Source organism: Enterococcus sp. AZ179, from assembly GCF_050498885.1.
GTDB classification, from domain to species: domain Bacteria; phylum Bacillota; class Bacilli; order Lactobacillales; family Enterococcaceae; genus Enterococcus_D; species Enterococcus_D entomosocium.
Genome location: NZ_JBMHEO010000001.1, coordinates 3,104,650 through 3,125,381, shown reverse-complemented (window position 1 = coordinate 3,125,381; position 20,732 = coordinate 3,104,650). Strand labels below are relative to the sequence as shown.

The 20,732-nt window shown below is 42.0% G+C and carries 16 protein-coding genes; 3 read left to right on the top strand and 13 right to left on the bottom strand.

Annotated elements, in window-relative coordinates; translation table 11 throughout:
• Window positions 1–28: 28 nt before the first annotated feature.
• The 6 genes from thrB to trxB all read right to left on the bottom strand — a co-directional run bounded on the left by thrB (window position 29) and on the right by trxB (window position 6,671).
• Window positions 29–898, bottom strand: a complete 870-nt coding sequence (gene thrB, locus IGI88_RS14605) for a homoserine kinase (RefSeq protein WP_005235477.1) — start codon at window positions 896–898, stop codon at window positions 29–31.
• Window positions 895–1,953: a threonine synthase gene (thrC, locus tag IGI88_RS14600; protein ID WP_086316211.1), complete on the bottom strand. Its 1,059-nt coding sequence runs from the start codon at window positions 1,951–1,953 to the stop codon at window positions 895–897. Before thrC ends, thrB begins: the two co-directional genes overlap by 4 nt.
• 2 nt (window positions 1,954–1,955) lie before the next feature.
• Window positions 1,956–3,206 carry a homoserine dehydrogenase gene (locus tag IGI88_RS14595; RefSeq protein ID WP_086316212.1) on the bottom strand — a complete coding sequence of 417 codons (1,251 nt, stop codon included), beginning with the start codon at window positions 3,204–3,206 and terminating at the stop codon, window positions 1,956–1,958.
• A 116-nt stretch (window positions 3,207–3,322) separates the two neighbouring features.
• Window positions 3,323–3,616, bottom strand: a complete 294-nt coding sequence (locus IGI88_RS14590) for an ArsR/SmtB family transcription factor (protein ID WP_005235473.1) — start codon at window positions 3,614–3,616, stop codon at window positions 3,323–3,325.
• Between the two features lie 247 nt (window positions 3,617–3,863).
• Complete coding sequence (locus tag IGI88_RS14585; protein WP_016620427.1) at window positions 3,864–5,591, bottom strand: phospho-sugar mutase; 1,728 nt, start codon at window positions 5,589–5,591, stop codon at window positions 3,864–3,866.
• Between the two features lie 147 nt (window positions 5,592–5,738).
• Window positions 5,739–6,671, bottom strand: a complete 933-nt coding sequence (gene trxB, locus IGI88_RS14580) for a thioredoxin-disulfide reductase (RefSeq protein ID WP_008378419.1) — start codon at window positions 6,669–6,671, stop codon at window positions 5,739–5,741.
• A gap of 185 nt (window positions 6,672–6,856) precedes the next feature.
• Between trxB and IGI88_RS14575 the strand changes: the two genes are divergently transcribed.
• Together IGI88_RS14575 and IGI88_RS14570 are read left to right on the top strand one after the other, a co-directional pair.
• Window positions 6,857–8,242 carry an MATE family efflux transporter gene (locus tag IGI88_RS14575; protein ID WP_008378420.1) on the top strand — a complete coding sequence of 462 codons (1,386 nt, stop codon included), beginning with the start codon at window positions 6,857–6,859 and terminating at the stop codon, window positions 8,240–8,242.
• A 153-nt stretch (window positions 8,243–8,395) separates the two neighbouring features.
• Window positions 8,396–8,866 (top strand): glutathione peroxidase, encoded by a 471-nt coding sequence (locus tag IGI88_RS14570; RefSeq protein ID WP_005235460.1) that lies wholly within the window; start codon window positions 8,396–8,398, stop codon window positions 8,864–8,866.
• A 231-nt stretch (window positions 8,867–9,097) separates the two neighbouring features.
• Here the strand turns inward: IGI88_RS14570 and IGI88_RS14565 are convergent, their stop codons facing one another.
• Both IGI88_RS14565 and IGI88_RS14560 read right to left on the bottom strand, forming a co-directional pair.
• Window positions 9,098–10,531 carry a 6-phospho-beta-glucosidase gene (locus IGI88_RS14565; protein WP_429960705.1) on the bottom strand — a complete coding sequence of 478 codons (1,434 nt, stop codon included), beginning with the start codon at window positions 10,529–10,531 and terminating at the stop codon, window positions 9,098–9,100.
• A 20-nt stretch (window positions 10,532–10,551) separates the two neighbouring features.
• A complete protein-coding gene (locus tag IGI88_RS14560) occupies window positions 10,552–11,943 on the bottom strand; it encodes a 6-phospho-beta-glucosidase (protein ID WP_008378426.1) in 1,392 nt (463 codons plus the stop codon).
• Window positions 11,944–12,203: 260 nt separating this feature from the next.
• Here IGI88_RS14560 and IGI88_RS14555 point away from each other — a divergent pair, with 260 nt between their 5' ends.
• Complete coding sequence (locus tag IGI88_RS14555) at window positions 12,204–13,124, top strand: MurR/RpiR family transcriptional regulator (protein ID WP_005235454.1); 921 nt, start codon at window positions 12,204–12,206, stop codon at window positions 13,122–13,124.
• A 76-nt stretch (window positions 13,125–13,200) separates the two neighbouring features.
• Here IGI88_RS14555 and IGI88_RS14550 read toward each other — a convergent pair whose 3' ends face one another.
• From IGI88_RS14550 to IGI88_RS14530, 5 genes are all read right to left on the bottom strand, one after another.
• Window positions 13,201–15,120, bottom strand: coding sequence for a beta-glucoside-specific PTS transporter subunit IIABC (locus IGI88_RS14550; RefSeq protein ID WP_429960704.1), 1,920 nt, complete (start codon window positions 15,118–15,120; stop codon window positions 13,201–13,203).
• Between the two features lie 197 nt (window positions 15,121–15,317).
• Window positions 15,318–16,160, bottom strand: coding sequence for a BglG family transcription antiterminator LicT (gene licT / locus IGI88_RS14545; RefSeq protein ID WP_429960703.1), 843 nt, complete (start codon window positions 16,158–16,160; stop codon window positions 15,318–15,320).
• A 414-nt stretch (window positions 16,161–16,574) separates the two neighbouring features.
• Entirely contained in the window at window positions 16,575–17,684 is a 1,110-nt protein-coding gene (locus tag IGI88_RS14540) for a LacI family DNA-binding transcriptional regulator (protein ID WP_005235448.1), read from the bottom strand.
• 148 nt (window positions 17,685–17,832) lie between these two features.
• Window positions 17,833–18,567: a hypothetical protein gene (locus IGI88_RS14535; RefSeq protein WP_016612221.1), complete on the bottom strand. Its 735-nt coding sequence runs from the start codon at window positions 18,565–18,567 to the stop codon at window positions 17,833–17,835.
• A complete protein-coding gene (locus tag IGI88_RS14530) occupies window positions 18,564–20,693 on the bottom strand; it encodes a hydantoinase/oxoprolinase family protein (RefSeq protein WP_429960702.1) in 2,130 nt (709 codons plus the stop codon). The genes IGI88_RS14535 and IGI88_RS14530 overlap by 4 nt, the downstream gene beginning before the upstream one ends.
• Window positions 20,694–20,732 lie beyond the last annotated feature (39 nt).

Here is a 20,732-nt window from a genome sequence, read left to right as displayed (position 1 = left end):
TTTAGAATATCTATCATTTCAAAGTTTTTTAAAAAACTTGCAGCCCTTCACGATCGATTTGTAATTGTTCGATATACGCATTGCTCTCCAAGGCATGTAAAAGTTTTGAGATTCGTTCTGCCCGTTCCTCTGGGACGATCGCTAAGACCGTTGGTCCAGCGCCGCTTAAGAAACAGCCATAGCCGCCTTCTTCTTCGCAAATCTGGCGAATGGTCGACAAGTGTGGCACAAGCTTTTCCCGATAGGCTTCATGAAAGCGATCCTGCTGCATCAATTTCCCTGCAAGAGGCAGATTGCCATTGATGACCGCTGCGATCATCACGTTGGCGATCGCACTGGCCTCAACTGCTTGCTCGTGAGAAAGTGTTTGCGGCAAGACTTGACGACTTTCTTCAGTCAAAAGTTCTTCATGAGGAATATAGGCAATGATCTCGCACTCTGGAAAATGATGCTTTACTAAATACGTATGCTTGTGCTGATGGTCATAAGCAGCAACTGCAAAATCTCCATAGATCGCTGGTCCAACATTGTCAGGATGCCCTTCAATGGCAGTTGCGATCTCAAGCTTTTGTGCTGCACTCAGATTCATGTGGGCCATTCGGTTGGCTAGTTCAATACCAGCGACGATCACCGAGGAACTACTGCCTAAGCCTCGTGCCAAAGGAATATCCGAACTCATACGGATCTTCAGGGGTTTCATGTCTGGTGCTAATTTTAGTGCCACACGCAAAAGTAAGTTAGTTTCATCGTTTGGGATCTCTGAGCCTAGCTCATGGATGATTTCCCATGTATCGTTTTCTTTTAAAACTTCGATGAACAAATACTTTGACAGGGCAATCCCGCAGGAATCAAAGCCAGGCCCTAAATTCGCACTGGTTGCAGGAACGCGGATCTTCATAGATTGGCAACTCCTTCACGAAGATGCTGACGCATTTCTTCTAAATCACTCATTTTATTGATGGTTACTTCCGTTGCTTTAATTGCTGTATCAGGATCTTTCAGCCCGTTTCCAGTAAAGACAGCAACGACAGTTTCACCTGATTTGATTTTTCCTGCTTTCACGTGCTGGATGACACCAGCAAGCGAGGCAGCAGAGCCTGGTTCAATAAACACACCATCTTGCGCAGCAATTTTACGATACGCATTCAAAATTTCCTCATCGGTTACTGCATCGATGTATCCTTTTGATTCATCACGAGCGGCTTCTGCCAACTGCCAGCTGGCTGGATTGCCGATACGAATCGCTGTAGCGATGGTTTCCGGCTGTTCAATGACTTCCCCACGAACGATGGCAGCCGCACCTTCTGCCTCAAACCCATGCATTCTTGGCAACGTGGTGCCTTTTTTCTCATGCCATTCTTTGAATCCTTTCCAATAAGCCGAGATATTCCCAGCATTACCAACTGGAATTGCAAGAACATCAGGCGCCTGTCCTAGCTGTTCGCATACTTCAAAGGCAGCTGTTTTTTGTCCTTCTAAACGATAAGGATTGACAGAGTTCACTAATGCCACAGCTTCTGTTTTCGCAATATCCCGGACTGCTTTTAACGCTTCATCAAAGTTTCCTGGAATCGAAATGATGTCCGCTCCATAAACGATCGCTTGCGCCAGTTTCCCCATAGCGATCTTGCCCTCTGGAATGACGACATAAGCTTTGATTCCTGCTCTGGTCGCATAAGCGGCTGCGGCTGCACTAGTATTTCCTGTCGAGGCACAAACGATCGCTTTCGCGCCTTCTTCCACCGCTTTTGCCACCGCCATCACCATGCCGCGGTCTTTAAATGAGCCTGTCGGATTCAGGCCTTCGTATTTTCCATACAATTGGATCCCTAATTCATTTGAAAGACTTGGTAATGGAATCAGAGGTGTATTTCCTTCAGCCAGCGACAATGCTGGGGTATTTTCATTAACTGGGAGATATTCTTTGTATTGATGCAATAATCCTTGATACATGTTTATTCCTCCATCACTTTCATTATTTGCACGTTTTGCGTATTCGCGTATGCCTTGAGTGCTACTGTTAGTTCCTTTTCACTGATTGGCTTCGTGATTCCAGCTATTCGTTGGCTTGCTTCATCAAATGCTGTGTGCTTTGATTCAAACCATTCTGGGAAAGAAGCTGCATTAAGGTCTTTACTTGAAAAGGAAACATAGTGTTGCACAGGAACTTCTTGTACCGAAGCCAATGCTGTTTCTTTTTCAAAGGTTAAAAAAGGTTCAACGATCCCGAATGTTTTGTTTTTAGCCAATACCGTCAAATCGGCAACCACACTAGTGGCTGTCGGCCGCGATCCAGCCCCTGGTCCATAAACCATCGACTGATCAATTCCTTCGCTCTCGATAAAAATACCATTGAACTCATTTTGGATCGTCGCCAAGGCGTGGTTTTTTGGTACTAACACCGGTCCAACCGATACAGTAAGGGAACCGTCATCAGTCTTTTGAGCTGCGCCAATCAATTTCACTTCATAGCCAAAAGCTTGTGCCTGCTTAATATCTTCTACAGCTAATCCGCGAATACCTTTTGTTGCAACATCAGCAACGTCGATTGTTTTCCCAAAAGCAAATTTGGTCAGGATCACCATTTTATAAGCCGCATCGATACCGTCAACATCATTGGTAGGATCTGATTCGGCAAAGCCTTTTGCTTGAGCTTGCGACAACGCATCTTCATAGGTCAGGCCATCTTCCGTCATTTTCGTCAACATGTAATTGGTCGTCCCATTGACGATACCAAAAATTCCTGTGATGGTATCAGGTAGATAGTGGGTGCTCAATGTGCGCAAAATCGGAATTCCTCCCCCCACACTGGCTTCATAATAAAGAGAAACACCGGCTTTTTCAGCAATTGCCAGCAGTTCAGGTCCATGGGTGGCAATCAAATCTTTATTTGCCGTCACAACATGCTTTTTATTTTCTAAAGCAGCTGAAATAAACGCTTTTGCCGGATCGATCTTCCCGATCAATTCCACAATTACGTCGATGGTCTCATCTTCAAACAACTCATTTGCCTCATTCGTCAAAGCAAACCCATACTTAGCTGCTAACGCAGACTTATCCTCATAAGGCGAAGCTAATGCTTTCGTGATTTGCACACTGACTCCTGTGCGTGCCAGAATGGCTTCTTTTTGCTCTGCCAACACTTGGCATACCCCGCTGCCAACAACACCCATTCCTAATAATCCAATGTTCAATTGCTTACCCATAATGCCCCCTAACTGAAAACGTTATTAAAAACCGTTCATCTAATTTTAATATTTCCACTAGCATACCAAAAACAATAAGAAAAAACTAGGACTTTTGAGAAATTCTCGCCCTAGTTTTAACGGTGATGGATATGTTCGAATGTTTTTTGCAAAATATCCACAACATGTTTGTCATCAAGACTATAAAGGATGGTTTTTCCTTGTCTTTCCGACTTTACGATCCGATTATCTTTCAATAGTTTCAACTGATGAGAGACTGCTGATTGTTCCATATGTACTTGTTCCGCGATTGAAGTGACATTGCGTTCACCCTCTTGAAGGGACAACAAAATTTTTAATCTGGTCGGATCACTAAGCATCTTAAAAATCTGCGTTACTTGCTGAATTTCCTCTAATTTAGGCGGAGTCATCGCGCCACATCCTCTCTTATTTCCTTTTGCATTTTAGCCCTTGATAGACGGCTTGTCAATCAGCGGCCGCCAAACAAGGAGAAGTAATTAAATAAAAGACAAGAATAGATCCAAGTGTCAGAAAATTCCCTTTAGAAGCTTAGGTCCCTCAACAACTGTTCGTTGAGGGAAACAAATGCTTCTTTTTCTACCACTCGGATCATTCAGTCAAATTGCAATTTTTTGATTATGAAGGCAGCAGATGACTTTATTCACCTGTGATTTCTTCAATCGCTGCTTGCAGATCAGCAATTTTTTGTTCTGCTGCTTCTGCCGTTTCGCCTTTTACACCAATATAAAACTTGATTTTCGGTTCGGTCCCAGAAGGACGAACCGCAATCCAGCTTTCATCTTCCAAGGTGTATTTCAAAACATCAGAAGGCGGTGTGGTCATTTTTTGTTGGTGACCATCTAAGCCCACACGAGTCAAAAGTTTAAAGTCTTCTGTTTGTACGACAGGGGTTCCTGCGAAGACAGAAGGTGCTTTTTCACGGAAAGTCTTCATCAAGGCAGCAATCTTAGTTGCCCCTTCCATGCCGCTCATCGTTACAGAAATCGTTTTTTCTGCATAATAACCGTACTCTTCAAAAATATCTTGCAGACCGTCATACAATGTTTTGTTTGATTGTTTGTAAAAAGCAGCCACTTCTGCTAATAAAACGAGCGCTTGGATCGCGTCCTTGTCCCGTACGAATGGTTTTACTAAGTAGCCATAGCTTTCTTCAAAGCCAAACATAAAGGTTTGAGAATGGTCTTTTTCAAATTGTTGGATTTTTTCGGCAATAAATTTAAAGCCGGTCAATACATTGATCATATCCACATCGTAGGATTTAGCGATCGCTGTTGGCAATTCACTAGAAACGATCGATTTTAAGACTGCTGCATTTTCTGGCAATGTCCCAGCTGTTTTATGGGCTTCTAAAATGTAACGGATCATCAATGCGCCTAACTGATTACCTGTCAACACTTGGTAGTTGCCATCTGGCATTCTTACTGCAGCTCCTAAGCGATCGGCATCTGGATCTGTTGCGATCAACAGGTCAGCACCTTCTTTTTCTCCTAAAGCAATCGCATATTCAAAGGCAGAGTGCTCTTCTGGATTCGGTGATTTTACTGTACTGAAATTTGGATCAGCAACCGCTTGAGAAGGTTCAATAATGAATTGTTGGAAACCAGCTTGTTTCAACGCTTTCTCCCCAAGCATCCGCCCTGTTCCGTGAAGTGGTGTATAGACAAGTTTCAAATCTTTGCCCACCGTATCGATCAATTCTTGATCGATCGTGACTTCTTTGATCTCTTTCAGATAGGCAGTATCGATTTCTTCGCCAATAATAGAGATCAAGCCGCTGTTTTTGGCTTCTTCTTCACTTAAAACAGGGATCTCTAACGGATTTTCAATTTCCCGAACGAATTTTGTCAATGCATCCGCATCTGCTGGTGGCATTTGTCCACCATCTTCCCCATATACTTTGTAGCCATTGTATTCGGCTGGATTGTGAGAAGCTGTGATCATGATTCCAGTAAAGGTTTTTAAGTAACGCACAGCAAAAGATAATTCTGGCGTCGGACGTAAGCTTTCAAAGACGAAGGCTGGAATATCGTGTTTTGCCAATGTTTTTGCCGCTTCCATCGCGAACTCTGGTGAAAAATGACGGGAATCATAGGCGATCGCTACGCCACGACGTCTTGTTTCAGGATCTTGTGTATCCATAAAGCGAGCCAATCCTTCGGTTGCTTGACGAATCGTATAAATATTCATCCGATTGATACCAGGTCCTAAAATTCCTCGCATACCGGCAGTTCCAAATTCCAAAGGCATATAAAAAGCGTCTTCTAACATCGCAGGATCTGCTTCTAATGCGGTCAATTGTTCTTTTAATTGTGGATCTAAGTGTTCACTGTTTTTCCATTGATTAAATGTTTGTTCCCATGCCATAAAATAACCTCTCCTTTTTCCGTTAAAATGCTCTAAAATTAGTATAACACTACTTACAGATTTCTCAAAGAATAACCAAACGAAAAATAAAAACAGCTGCTATCAAAAGTGATTGACACTTTAAAAATAACAGCTGATTCCATTAAACTATTTCGTTAATTGAGCATCCTTTTGTGTTTCAATAAAATCAAACACTTGTTGACCAGCAATACTGCCATCGCCGACTGCCGTCGTGATTTGACGCAAGCCTTTTTCACGAACATCGCCAACCGCGTAAACACCAGGAATTGAAGTTTCCATCTGCTCATTGGTTAAAATCCAGCCAGCATCATTCGTGATACCGCTGGCTTTGAATGGTTCTGTCAACGGATCTAAACCAACATAGATAAAGACACCGCCAGCAGCTTCTTCTGTCACTTCATCCGTTTTTACGTTTCTGATTTGCACGCCAGTCACGACCATCTCATTGCCTTTGATTTCTTCAACAACAGAATCCCAAATAAAAGAGATTTTCTCGTTGGCAAATGCGCGATCTTGAATGATTTTTTGTGCTCGTAATTCGTCACGACGGTGAACGATCGTTACTTCGGAAGCAAATTGTGTTAAGTAGATAGCTTCTTCGACTGCCGAGTCGCCTCCGCCAACAACAATCAAGCGTTTGTTACGGAAAAAGGCACCGTCACAAACCGCACAGTATGAAACACCGCGTCCCGCGAATTCTTCTTCGCCTTTGACGCCTAACTTTCTATGTACGCATCCTGTGGCAATGATGATTGTTTTCCCTTGATAGGTTTTGTCTTCGGTGGCAACTTCTTTGAATTCACCTTGATCCGTGATGCTCTGAACGATCCCATAGGCATTTTCAACACCAAATTTAATGGCACCTTCATACATTTTAAATGCTAATTCAGGGCCTAAGATTGATTCGTATCCTGGGTAGTTTTCAACTTCAGCCGTATTGTTCATTTGACCGCCAGGTGCGCCTCGTTCAATCATTAGTACTGATAAATTCGATCTTGACGCATAAAGCGCTGCTGTCATCCCCGCAGGGCCTGCGCCGATGATAATTACATCATACATATATTTCCCTCCAATTTGGACTACCCATACTTTACTTTCAAAAGCAAATTCTTTCAACTCATCTGCTTACAAAAAATAATAAGATATTCCTGCTTTTACTTTTGAAAATTACATTGACTTTCTTTTCAATTTTTGTAAAATTTTCACGATACGTCTATTATATAGAAAATAAGGAGTCCTTACAATTGAATAAGAAAAAACTTTTAGGAAAATCAGACCGTGAACTGCTTTTCCTCAGCTGGCCGATTTTTGTTGAGCTATTTTTGCGGGTCGTTATTGGGAATGTCAACGTTTGGATGATTTCTCATTACTCCGAGCCAGCAGTAGCGGCCGTCAGTGCTGCCAATCAACTATTGAATTTAACGGTCTTTATTTACGGTTTCATCACCGTGGGTACTCAGATCATTATCGCACAATTGATTGGTGCGAAAAAACGCGACCAGATACCGAAAGTCATCAATACCGCTCTTTTTGGCTCATTGTTCATCGGGATTTTGATCAGCTTAATGTTCCTTTTCGGCTCAACCTATCTCCTTCGTTTCATGGGATTGGATGCTGAATTAGTTGCTTTAGGTCATGGATACTTACAAGTGTATGGGGGAAGTCTGTTCCTTTCATCGATCACGGCGGTCATAATTGCTGTCATGCGTAGCCACAGTTTCACAAAACCTGCGTTATTGGTGCCGATGTTTGCTAGTATCCTAGCCGTCATTGGGAATTACTTTGTCTTATATAGCCCCTTTGGTTTACCGAATTTTGGTGTGACCGGATTGGCATTTTCTAGCGTCTTTGGTAATTCGATTGGTTTAATAATTGCCGCAATGTTGCTGAAGAAGCATGTGAATTTTTCTGTTTTATCTGCCCGTTTCTCGAATGTCTCTTGGGGTGTGATGAAAAACATTTTGACTTACGGATTGCCTTCTTCTGGCGAGTCTCTTTCCTATCAAGGAGCGCAAGTCGTAGTGACGATGATCGTGGCTCAACTTGGTGCCAGCGTCTTGATTGCAAAATCTTACGTAACAGCTATCACCCAATTTGTTTATTTGATTGCCTCCGCATTGAGTCAAGGGAATCAAATCATGATTGGCCGCAATGTCGGTGCTGGAGAATACGATCGCGCGCATCAGCGAGGCATGCGCACGATGGTGATCGGGATCATTGCCTCGGTAACGATCTGTTTATTGACTTACTTGTTTATTGAGCCAATCATGGGAATCTTTACCACCAACGCGGAAGTGATCGAGATTGCCAAAGGTGTCTTTTTGGTAGAGATCGTTTTAGAAACGGCGCGTGCAGTCAATATGATCCTTGTGGGTTCCTTAAATGCAAGTGGCGATGTGAAGTTCCCATTGATCTGTAGTCTAGTTGTTCTATGGGTCATCAGCTTACCGTTTTCCTATTCACTGGCGATCGTCTTTAAATTCGGCTTGATCGGCGTTTGGATCGCTTATGCCATTGACGAAGCATTGCGCAGCGTCTTAATGATTTATCGTTGGCACTCCGGTGTATGGAAAACTAAATCTGTCGTTCATCCACAAGAAACAGAACCCGAAGTATTGCCAGAAGCATAATTAAAGTCCAGCGGTCTCGGTGACTGCTGGACTTTTTTGTTTTCCATAAAAAATAAAATGCGCCAAGAAGTTTGCTTGGTTTTTTTGAAGACTTTGCTCTATACTTGTCTCAGAAGCTATCGACTACGATTTACATTAAAAGGAGCGTTTGCTATGTCAATCTATGACTATCAAGCAACATTGGAAAATGGCGAAACTTATTCGCTAGCAAAATACGAAGGTCAACCGCTAGTGATCGTCAATACAGCTACGAAGTGTGGTTTGAGCCCGCAGTTCAAAGAACTACAAGGTCTTTATGAAACTTATAAAGACCAAGGATTGGTCGTTTTAGGGTTTCCTTCTGATCAGTTCAAACAAGAAGTCGGGTCAGCCGAAGAAGCCGCAGCCGCTTGCCGAACCACCTATGGTGTCGACTTTCCGATGCACAAGTTAACAGTGATCAATGGAAAAGACGCGGATCCCTTGTTTCGCTATTTGGAAGAAGAAGCACCTGGCACGCTAGGAAAAGCCATTAAATGGAATTTCACGAAATTCTTGGTGGATCGCCAAGGTAAAGTCGTTGAGCGTTTTGCTCCCCAGACAAATCCTCAAAAAATGATTCCAGAAATTGAAAAAGTTCTTTAAAAAACAGAGAAAGGCGATTTTGAGGACAAAACATGTCATCCTTAAGGTCACCTTTTTGTGATTGCTGCAACATAAACATTATACAACAATCACATTGGCGCTTGTCAAAATATCTGAATGTCTATTTCTTCTTAAAGAAACCATTCGTTACAAAGATTTCAAAAAGACTTTAAAAAAACTGCAGTGGATCCCATTTGATTTCTCAACGGGATCAACTGCAGCTTCTTTTGATTAGTTATTCGATAAATCTTCACCATTTGAAGCAATCACTTGTTTGTACCAATCAAATGATTTTTTCTTGGTTCGTTTCAAGGTGCCGTTTCCTTCATTGTCACGGTCCACATAAATGAAACCATAGCGTTTTTTCATTTCACCTGTTCCAGCTGAAACTAAATCGATACAACCCCAAGTCGTGTAACCCAATAAGTCGACACCATCTTGTTCAACCGCATCTTTCATTGCTTGGATATGCTCTGCCAAATATTGGATGCGGTAATCATCTTCCACATAGCCATCTGCATCTGGTGTATCCACAGCGCCTAGACCATTTTCAACGATAAACAATGGTTTTTGGTAACGGTCATAAATGTCATTCATTGTAATCCGCAAACCAAGTGGATCAATTTGCCAACCCCACTCACTTGCTTCCAAGTATGGGTTTTTCACAGAGGCAAAAATATTGCCAGCCGTTTGTTCTAACAATTCAGCGTCCGTTGTTGATACGCGTGAAGAATAGTAAGAGAAAGAAATAAAGTCTACGGTGTGAGCTTTCAACAGCTCAAGGTCGCCTTCTTCCATTTTGATTTCGATCCCATTGCGTTCCATTTCTTTCAGCGCATATTGTGGATATTCCCCACGTGCTTGAACATCAATAAAGAAATAGTTTTCGCGATCTGCTTTGCGTGATTCCCAGACATCTTCTGGTTTGCTTGTATATGGATAGTACGCGCCAGCAGCCAGCATACAACCTACTTTGTTTTCAGGATCAACTTCGTGAGCGATTTTCGTTGCGATTGCGGATGCCAACAACTCGTGGTGAGCCGCTTGATATTTCACTTGCTCAACGTTATCGCCTTCTTCAAAATAAAGTCCCGCTCCCATAAATGGCGCATGTAGAATCATGTTGATTTCGTTGAAGGTCAACCAGTATTTTACTAATCCTTTGTAGCGGTTGAAAATCACGTTACACAAGTTTTCATAGAATCCGACTAATTCACGAGAACGCCATGCTCCGTATTTTTCAACTAAATGCATTGGGCAATCAAAGTGAGTGATCGTTACTAATGGTTCGATCCCATATTTGTGGCATTCTTTGAAAAGATCTTCATAGAACTTCAAGCCGTCTTCATTTGGTTCTGTTTCATCACCTTTAGGGAAAATCCGACTCCAAGCGATCGACAAACGGTAGGTTTTAAAGCCCATTTCGCCAAATAGCGCGATGTCTTCTTTGTAGCGATGATACATATCGATCGCTTCTTTTGCTGGGTAGAAATGTTCGTCATCAAAATCGAACATTTTCATTTGACCAGTAATGACTGGAAAACGATCTTTGCCGATCGGTACCACGTCAACGTTTGCCAAGCCACGTCCGCCTTCTTGGTAGCCTCCTTCACATTGATTGGCAGCTGTTGCGCCGCCCCATAAAAAGTCTTTTCTAAATGCCATGTTTCTTTCCTACTTTCTCTTTATTTAACTAGTTCGCGATCAAGTTCGCGGGCTACTTCATCTTGTACTTCTACGCCTTCTTTTTCAAGACGTGCGATCGTTTCCTTAAATTTAGGCAAGTGATCTTTGTGGGCAATAAACAGTTCGTCCATGACACGTTTTGCCGTATCACCTGATGGAACCAATGGGTTGATGGTGAAGGCTTGTAATGCGATATTGTAATCCCCAGTCACAGCTGCTTCGATCGTTAATAATTCCATTGCTTTCATTACCTGTAACCAACCTTTTTCAGCTGTCGGTAACTCACCAAAGGCAACATTTCTAGCACCTTGTCCGCCAACGTAAGCTGTTACTTCAACTACGCAATCGGCAGGAAGATCTGGAACGGCGCCTTCATTTTTTGTTGAAACAACGATTTGGGTATTTTTATTGGCATAAATGGAAGCAATCGTTTCACACGCTGCATCTGAGTAATACGCACCACCACGTTTTTGCAGCTGTTCAGGTTTATGATCCAATTCAGGGTCTTTGTACAACTCAAACAATTCGGCTTCGGTTTGTTTCACTTGCTGTGCACGGGTCCCAACAGTCTTGTATTCTTCGATCGCATGATTCAGCATTTCTTCTTGACGATAGTAGTAACGATGATAACCGCAAGGGATCATCTTCATTTGTTCTAGCTGTTCTTTGTAAAATGGAATATCAAAGATATTCTTCGGTAAGCCATTGTCTTCTTCATACATTTTATCAATAATATCCATCGTTACATCGTTGCCGTGTGAATCAGCAACTTTGTGCCAATGGAAGTGATTCAATCCTGCAAATTTGTAGATCAATTCGTCCGGTTCTTTACCGATCAAGGCTGGCTCAATCATGGTTGCCATGACTGGCACATTACACAACCCGATCACTTTGTCCCATTTTCCGTAACGCACGATTGCTTCAGTCACCATGCCGCTTGGATTCGCAAAATTGATCAACCAAGCATCCGGACATAAACGTTTCATGTCTTCAACAATTTCAAGAATGATCGGAACCGTACGAAACGCTTTGAACATTCCGCCAGGGCCGTTGGTTTCTTGACCAATCATGCCATAATAAGCAGGAATTCGTTCATCTTTAATGCGGGCATTCAGCAACCCTACTCGAAATTGGGTCGTAACGAAATCAGCATCTTTTAGCGCTTCTTCTCGATCCAATGTCATGTGGATTTTTACATCGTAGGGTGACGCATCCCACATCCGTTGTGCCATCGCACCAACGATTGCTAATTTTTCTTTTCCTGCTTCGATATCTACTAGCCAAATCTCACGAATCGGCAATTCTTCATAGCGTTTGATAAAGCCTTCCATTAACTCCGGGGTATAGCTGCTGCCGCCACCAATGGTTGCAATTTTAATTCCTTTTGTCATTGTATTGCTCCTTTGCTATTTTATTTACATTCTTATTATCATTCATAAAAACATTTAATTCAATGTAAATAGCATATTTAGAAAAAGCGTTTGCAAATCTCGCTTCTTCTTGCAGATGTTTTGTAAAAAAGATTTACAAAGAGCATCAAATAAGGAATAATTAGGATGTAAACGATTCGCTAGGTACTGAATAAAAACGAATTTTTGTAAAAACCATTTACAAATAATCATAAAAAAATGTAAAAAGGAGCATATATACCATGTTGTTACAAGAAAAAATGCGCCAAATCAAACTAGCACCAGCGGAACGATCGTTGATCGATTATTTATTAGCCAACCCGACTGCGATGGCGGATCAAACCATTAAGGAATTGTCAGAAAAGACCTACGTTCATCCTTCTACTTTTATTCGGATTGCCAAAAAATTAGGCTTCAATGGTTGGCTCGACTTAAAAACGGCCTTTGTGGAAGAGCAAACTTATATGAGCAGCCATTTTACTGATGTAGATGCGAACTTCCCTTTTTCCTCCCATGACGGCATTATGACCATCGCCAAAAAGTTGGCAAAGCTTGAACAAACAACGATTGAAGATACGCTTTCCTTGATCCATCATGATGAATTACAAAAAGCGAAACAATCGTTGCTCAACGCCAACCATATCAAGATCTTCGCCAGTAATGCCAATACCTTGATTTCTCAAGACTTTGTTTTGAAGATGCGGCGTTTAGGAAAAAACATTCACGTCTGCGACACCTTCGGCGAGAGTGCTTACGAGGCATCTAACTGTACCTCCGATACGACCGCGATCTTGATTTCTTACACCGGTGAAAACAAAATGGTCAAAGAAATCGGTAAGATCCTTGCCGAGCGGCAGGTTTCCATCATTGGCATGACGAGTATCGGGGAGAACTCCTTGGCGAAATTAAGTAATTGTGTTTTGAATATCACGACAAGAGAACGGCTCTACTCAAAGATCGCCAACTTTACGATCAATACGTCCGTTTGCTACTTGCTGGATTTGTTGTACGCAGTCGTCTTTTCGGAGCATTATGAAAAAAACTTGCAGCATTTGATCGATATTGGCATGGCTTATGACAAGCGCCCTACATCATCGACGATAATCGCTGAGCCAACCTACGATAAAAATCTTCATTATAAAGACTCACTTTTTCCCAATTAAATGACTGACAAAAAGCGATCGCTTCACATGGGCGATCGCTTTTAACCTTACGTAGAACTTGTTAGAAAGTTTTTGGCTAAACTAAAGCCGTGATCAAATCATCGGAACAGCCTACCTCACGTTTGTCTGACTCGATGATATCCAAATAATCGGCGGAGTTGGTGACTAACACTGGGGTCTCAATATTAAATCCAGCTTTGATCAATGCATCCTTATCAAAGGTGATCAATTTTTGTCCGCGAGTCACCGTGTCGCCTTGCTTCACATGGGCTTCAAAGTATTCACCGTTTAATTGAACAGTATCTAAACCAATATGGATCAAAAGCTCTAAGCCGTTCTCAGAGATCAACCCAATGGCATGTTTGGTTGGGAACAAGGTCATTACTGTTCCGTCAAAAGGAGCCACAACTTCGCCTTTTGAGGGATGGATCAAGATGCCTTTTCCTAGAATCCCTTGTGCGAAGGCTTCATCTTTTGCACTGCTTAGTGGTGCGATCGTTCCTTCAACAGGGGAAGTGATTACTTCTTTCCGAACAGTCATCGCTGGTTGTCCTTCTGCGATTTCTTCTTCCACCGCATCATCTTTCCAGAAAGCCATCGTCAAACCAAAACCAATCGCTGCAGCGATCAAGATCCCGATGACCGAGAACCACATGCCACTGGCATCGCCTTCTGGAGTGATATAGTTAAAGATTCCAAAGACGCCTAAACCACCAGAGGTATAGCTCGTTGTGCCATTGATCATTAAGAAGGCACCTGCGACCGCCCCACCAATCATTGAGAAGAAAAACGGCATTTTTTTCGGTAACGTGATCCCATAAATTGCTGGTTCTGTTACACCGAAAAGTCCTGAGATAATGGCTGGTGGACATAGAGCTTTTAGTTTTTTGTCTTTAAGTTTAAAGTACATAGCCATCACTACCGCTGTTTGGGCAAAGCTGGCACCAAATGATGCTACCAAAATTTGACTGTAGCCGAGCTGTGTCACTTGCATAATGTGTAGTGGCACAACTGACCAATGCAAGCCGAAAATAACCAAGACTTGCCAGAAGAAGCCTAATAACAAACCATAAATCGCTGGAGAGAAGTCCATCAATGCTTCAAATCCTGAGCTTAAAAGATCCGTCAACATACTGATCACAGGTCCAATCACCAAAAAGCCAATTGGCAATGCAATCAATAAAACCAAGAAAGGCACTAAAAATGTTTGGACAACAGACGGAATGATTTTCTTCGCCAATTTTTGAACTTGTGCAGCGAATGCGATGATAAAGATTACTGGAACCACACTACTAGTATATGTCGCACCAACCCACGGAATCCCTAAGAAGGTTTCATACGCTGGCAAGCCTAATAAGCTATAAGGTGCAGCAGCTCCCTCGCCAGCTCCGGCAACAAATGCCGCTTGCAAGGCTGATCCTTGAATCGTCGGATAGCAAAGCGCCGACCCGATCACGATTCCCACCATTGGATTTAAGCGGAATTTTTTTGCTGACGTATACCCTAAAATCACCGGCATAAACATGAAGATTGAATCACCGATCGCATTGAACATCACATAGGTACCAGTCGTTGTTGTATAATCGATCAAACCTGTTGTACCAATAAAAAGCAACAGTGCGTTTAGTCCTTTGATCATCCCAGCCGCACACAAAGCACCTAAGAAGGGTTGGAAGCAGCCGCTCAAAATATCGATCAAACGATCAAACAGGTTGCCACCTGAGGCTGTTTCTTCAGCATCACCACTGATTCCTGCAACATCGATCACTTCTGCATAGACATCTGGCACATGGTTTCCGATAACCACCTGGTATTGACCGCCACTCTTCATGACCGTCACGACACCTTCCATGTTCTTTAAGACTTCATCATTTGCGACGCCTTCATCCTTTAATTTAAAACGCAGGCGTGTGATACAATGCGTCAAGCTATTGATGTTCTCTTTCCCACCGACATTTGTGACGATTTTTTCTGCTAATTCACGGTATTTTCCCATTTTTGATTCCTCCAATTTTTTTGTATTGAAGGTTTAGCCAACTGAATGTCACTATCCAAAATGTTTCGTCTTTGATATGCTGCTTCTTAACTAGCGGTCCTAAAAATACGTTTTAATAAAAATCATTGCCAAAAAATTATTCTTTCTTCTATATCTTGCACTGAGTAAAACTCTTTCTCCTTTCTTCTTTATTTCAATCAACGATTTTTTTGCACAAGTCTGGCAATATGAATCGTTAAATACAAACTTTCGTCACTGGACATTTGATACTGATACTGATTTTCTAATAGTTCATCGATTTTTTGTACGCATTGATACGCATTTCGGTACTTCACTTTGACCATAGCCAAAAGATCTTCATCGGTTTCATCCGTATGAGGGGTATGGTTTTGCATTCTCGAGACAAAAAATTTCAAATGCGTAGTGAAGCGATAAAAATAAACGGACTCTTCATCAAAGGTGGTTTTGAAAAAATATTTAACAATGTTAATGATGTCTTGCATCGTTTGGGTTAGCTCAGCAATATTGCCTTGGTCACCATTTTCGGTTTGCGCATTGACCAGATGCAGAGCAATAAAGCCAGCTTCATCATCTGGCAGCTGAATCCCGTAATGTTCTTTGATTTTTTCTACTGTTTTGCAACCTATTTGGTACTCATCGGGGAAAAAACGCTTGATATCCCACAATAAGACATTTTTGACCGTCATTCCTTTTTTCGATCGTTCAATGGCACAGTGCATATGATCTGTCAGCGAGATGTAGATGGAATCATTGATGGGGGATGACAATTCTCGCCGAGCATACTCAATGATCTCATTGGATAATTCAAGATATTCCAGTGGTAAGTCAGCAAGCAGCTCTTGAAATTGAGATAAGATCGTCTGATTTTCTAAGCGATATACTTTATCGACCGTTTCTGAAGAAATGTCATCTCCCACTTTTTTCTTAAAGGCAATCCCCCGCCCCATAACAATAATCTCGTTTTGACTTTGATCGGTAGTGATCACAACATTATTGTTTAACACTTTACTGATTTTCATGTCCTACCCCCACTTACTTTATCATTGCGGATATGGTTCATTGCTTGTCTTTATTGTTTAGCCAACAGTCAACACAGAAAAAACCTCATGAAAGCAGCGCAAATACCGCAGCTTCATCAGGTTTAGCTTGTTAAAAATCAACAATCACTATCCATTAGAACCAGTTCTATTATCTTTATCATAGCAAAGGTAGAAAGCGCTGTCAATCGTTGTTCGTTATTTTTACTGACACCTAATACGAATCTATTGATCGTTTGTTAAAAACACGAGGGATCAATTTTTATTCGTTCTTATCTTAGATAAAGACAAAACCTTAGCGAACGATAAAAAACCGCTCCCCAAAGACTTGACTGATCAGTCTAATGATGGGGAGTCGGCTATTGTGTCATTTGCTTCTTGTTTTTTCAAAAAAAGCTAATCATCTTGTTTACGATAATTTTTTTTGATGTAAGGCTGGTTTTCTTGGTTCATACGGATAACGATTTTATCAAAACTATTGTCACTCACTTGTGTCGAACCACTCATTTTGATTTTTGGCTGTACTTCGATCACTTTTGGTTTATACTGCATTTTCCCTTTTGAGATCCGCTTGACTAAAAGTTCAGCAGCTTGCGAACCAATTTCATACGACGGTTTTTCAATCACAGACATTTCATGATGATAAAGTTTGTTCCAGCCTAAATCATCATAGCCCCCGATCGCAACGTCTTCTGGAATCCGCAAGCCCAAGCTATAGATCACATGGATCAATGCAAACATCAACTCACTGTTTTCAGCTAATATTGCTAAACGATAGCCTTGATTTTTTTTCAACAATTCGTTTAGTGATTCCTTACACGCGTCAAATGCCACTTGTGTTTCTTCGATCTCAAATGCTAGTTGCTCAGGATTTCTGACTGCGATTTTAGAACTTTCCAGAAAAAGAGCAAGTTTTTTCTTCCGACTAGGCGTTGTGAGCGGTGGTGTAAAGTAAGCGACTCGATCAAAGCCTTCTGAATAAATACGTTGAATCATCTCGGCCGTCGCTTTTTCATTATCAACGATGACTGTATCAATCATCAATTCTTCGATCGTGCAATCAGCCAGCACGATTTTGACCTTTTGCTCAGTCAAGCTTTTCACGAATGCTTCGTCCTGATTCGACGATAGAATAAGCCCTTCCACTTGACGGTCGATCAACGCTTGGATTTGATCCTGCTGAGAAATATTTTTTTGATCGGTTTCAACAAGAATCACCTGAAAAGATTTTCGTATACAATAATCATTGACGCCTCGAACTAAAGCCGCTACTTCCGGGATCATGATATTGCTGACAACGATGCCGATCAATCCCGTTTTATTGTTTTTCAACCCCTGTGCTAGCGCATTTGGACGGTATTCAAGCTCTGCGATCACTTCTTCGATGCGCTTTTTTGTCTCTGCTGACATAAATTCATATTTGCCATTCAAATATCTAGAAACGGTGGTTTTTGAAACATTTGCTTTTTCTGACACCATCTTAATGGTGATTTTCTCATTTGCCATTCAATCCACGCCTTGCTTTTTGCTGTTGGTCAATTATATCATGGAACCCTTGAAAAATGAACAAGGACCGATTTCGTTCGACACGGACTGTCCTATCTCAATAGTGACAGATCGTAAAGAAGCCGCTAAGTGAGCTATTTTCAAAGAACTAGCCCATTGCTTCAATGTGGCGCATTTCTTGCTGCACGACTTCATATATACTTTTTGAAAAGTCCACTTCCAACGGATAGGAAAGCAAAATATCTAATATTTGAGGCACAAAGTCTGCCTCACACAGTTCTTTTGCAAAAGCCATCGCAGCAATTTCCGAAGCACAACCAACCGTTGACCGGTGCTCGTAGGAAAAAAAGCGCCACAGTGGGATCGTTTTGGTGATATGGTACATCGTGGCACCATGTTGCTCTTCTAAATAGTGAAAAATTTCATGGGCGATCAAGATCCCTCGGACAACTTCTGGTTTAGGCAATATTTGCGAAGATTGAGTCAGCACAGTGTAGGCAGCAATGGGTTCAGTGATCAATTCAATGGAGCGCTCCATGACAAACTGCGCAAAGACCATGCGAAACTTCGTCGGTTTTCCAGATCTTTCCGTAATTGATAAACCAAGCTTATTCGCCAAGTACCAGGCACGATCTGCCTTTTCCTGTTTTTTCAAATCAAACTGGTCGAGCATTTTTTGCGCCCATGTTCTACCACATAAGATGGCTTCTTCAATGATTTCGTTTTTTTCCTCTTCCCTCACTTTATTACGTAGCATCTCGCGGGTAAACTCAAATACTCCCCAACTGAATTCGCTGATGGGCATGAGCTGTTCATACCACTTTTCTAATAATGCCAGATCAACCGTATGTTGCTGTTTTAAGAAAAACCTCTGCTTGATCATAGGGAATTCGCCGCCAGAATCATCACTTCTTCATTAGAATCTAAAGTCGACATTTCGATATCGATCAACAACATCAATGCCTCCAAATCGTTTACTGAAAAATCCATCACCCGAGGTCCGGCACAAATATAGAAATCTGGACGCAAAATCACTTCTGTCTGATAGATCGCCAAATCATCCCATAGTTGCTCGACTGCTTGCACATAATTCTCCGCGGTGGTTTTGATGACCTTCCCTGAAGCTCGTTGTACTTTAATAAAGCCTTTTTTATCAAGGATTCGAATTGCCGGATTGTCTCCTGTAGAAACACGGGTTCCAAACACATAAAAATGCGAGCTTTTCTCTAAAAGATCAATTTCGTTAGTAGGTAGCCCTAAATCGCCCGCTGCTAATTCTTGGGCTTCCTCGACGGTTGCTTCTGCTAAAAGATCCGTCGTCTTGACTTCGGTGGAACCAGTTGCAATGGCTGTGACTTTAGACGTTTGAGGATCGATTTCGATAAAGACTTCCACACTTTCTGGGGTAGCCCCACTCTCAATGGCTTTATTGATAGCCTCTGTTTTGATTGATCGCAAGTCTTCTTTCGAAGGTGAAGGAATAATCCGTTCAACGACATCTCGTACCATCGCTAGGGCGACGCCAATAGAGGAAATCACTTCAGCATTCTCCGGAATCGAATATTTTACGCCCATTTTTTCTGACAAGTAGATAATTAATGACGAAGCGCCGCCACCAACTCCTACTAATGAAATTTGGCTTTTTTCTAGTTTGTATTTTTCTGCTAAAGCCAAAATGACTGGCTCTAATTTTGCGTAAGAACGCTCCATGATTTGAGTCGCGATATCTTCGATCGTCGTGCCACAATAATCCGCTAATACGCCCATCGCTTTTCGAGCCGCTTCGATATTCCCATAAGAGAAATGTTCCGGTTTGATCAAGCCCAACACGTTTGCTGCACATGAGTTGGTGATGGTTACCCGATAACCATTATCAAATTTGATTGCAACATAATCTGCAGGATCGCCTTCTTTCGGACTAAAGAATTCCACCGTTCCTCCTGTCCAGTTGATTGGATCAGAGTAAACTGCGTAGTCAAGACCGGCAATATGTGCAGAACGAGGTCCTACATCTACCACTCCATTAGCAGTTGCGCGAATCATGGACCCCCCTGCACAGCCCGTGATTCGTACATCCAAACTGGAAATGTATGTTTCATGTCCGCCAACGACAGAATAGTCGATCGCTGGCCGTCCGTTTTTAATGACACCGATATTGGTGGTTGTGCCGCCTACTTCAAAATACACGCCATTTGATGCTCGTAAATACATCAGTGAACCCATTACTGAAGCTGCCGGACCCGAGAGCATGGTCAGAACTGGCCGCTTTTTCATCTCAGCAATCTCCATAACCCCACCATCGCCTCTCATGATCATTAAGGGTACATCTACACCAGACTCCTTCACAGAGACTTCCGTGGAATTTGCGACAGATAACATTTTAGGTAAAATACTTGCATTGATAGTGGCAGTTCGTGTCCTTCTGGTCAATCCGTAAAGTTTCGTGATATCTGAAGCAACAGTACATGGAATTCCTTTTTCTGTACAAACTTCCATCACTAGATTCTCAGCATCATTATTATCTACACCAAAAGCCATACTAGCGACGATCACTTCTGATCCTTGCCTCACTAGATCATCGATCATTTCTTCAACACTCGCTTTATTCATTCCTTTGAGTTTTGAGAAGGCATTGATGATCTTAATGGATCGCTGATTCCCTAGAACGATATCGGCAATTTTTAATTGACGCTTTGCCAGAAATCCTTCGAAACCACCACGAGCCATACCGAAAACACCAATGTCAGCCACATCCCCTTCAATCAAAGCGTTCGTGGCTTGGGTGGTTGAATGAGCAACAAAAATCACACTTTTTGGGTCAATATCATTTTCTTTCATACAATTTTGAAAACTCTCGACAACGCCAGCAGCTACCCCCCGTTCATGATCATGAGTGGTCTTCACGCTGGATTTTCCTATGATCTCGTGAGTCAGATTATCGATAGCGACAGCTTTTGTATGGGTACCGCCTACATCGATCCCCATTCTAACTTTTCTTAATTCACACATTTCCACTTTCCTCCTACATCCATAGTTGCATGATTTATT

Bases quoted from the DNA above. Each gene is read 5' to 3' on its own strand.
- thrB (WP_005235477.1), bottom strand. From the start codon at position 898: ATGAAGATCCGCGTTCCTGCAACCAGTGCGAATTTAGGGCCTGGCTTT.
- thrC (WP_086316211.1), bottom strand. From the start codon at position 1,953: ATGTATCAAGGATTATTGCATCAATACAAAGAATATCTCCCAGTTAAT.
- IGI88_RS14595 (WP_086316212.1), bottom strand. From the start codon at position 3,206: ATGGGTAAGCAATTGAACATTGGATTATTAGGAATGGGTGTTGTTGGC.
- IGI88_RS14590 (WP_005235473.1), bottom strand. From the start codon at position 3,616: ATGACTCCGCCTAAATTAGAGGAAATTCAGCAAGTAACGCAGATTTTT.
- IGI88_RS14585 (WP_016620427.1), bottom strand. From the start codon at position 5,591: ATGGCATGGGAACAAACATTTAATCAATGGAAAAACAGTGAACACTTA.
- trxB (WP_008378419.1), bottom strand. From the start codon at position 6,671: ATGTATGATGTAATTATCATCGGCGCAGGCCCTGCGGGGATGACAGCA.
- IGI88_RS14570 (WP_005235460.1), top strand. From the start codon at position 8,396: ATGTCAATCTATGACTATCAAGCAACATTGGAAAATGGCGAAACTTAT.
- IGI88_RS14565 (WP_429960705.1), bottom strand. From the start codon at position 10,531: ATGGCATTTAGAAAAGACTTTTTATGGGGCGGCGCAACAGCTGCCAAT.
- IGI88_RS14560 (WP_008378426.1), bottom strand. From the start codon at position 11,943: ATGACAAAAGGAATTAAAATTGCAACCATTGGTGGCGGCAGCAGCTAT.
- IGI88_RS14555 (WP_005235454.1), top strand. From the start codon at position 12,204: ATGTTGTTACAAGAAAAAATGCGCCAAATCAAACTAGCACCAGCGGAA.
- IGI88_RS14550 (WP_429960704.1), bottom strand. From the start codon at position 15,120: ATGGGAAAATACCGTGAATTAGCAGAAAAAATCGTCACAAATGTCGGT.
- licT (WP_429960703.1), bottom strand. From the start codon at position 16,160: ATGAAAATCAGTAAAGTGTTAAACAATAATGTTGTGATCACTACCGAT.
- IGI88_RS14540 (WP_005235448.1), bottom strand. From the start codon at position 17,684: ATGGCAAATGAGAAAATCACCATTAAGATGGTGTCAGAAAAAGCAAAT.
- IGI88_RS14535 (WP_016612221.1), bottom strand. From the start codon at position 18,567: ATGATCAAGCAGAGGTTTTTCTTAAAACAGCAACATACGGTTGATCTG.
- IGI88_RS14530 (WP_429960702.1), bottom strand. From the start codon at position 20,693: ATGTGTGAATTAAGAAAAGTTAGAATGGGGATCGATGTAGGCGGTACC.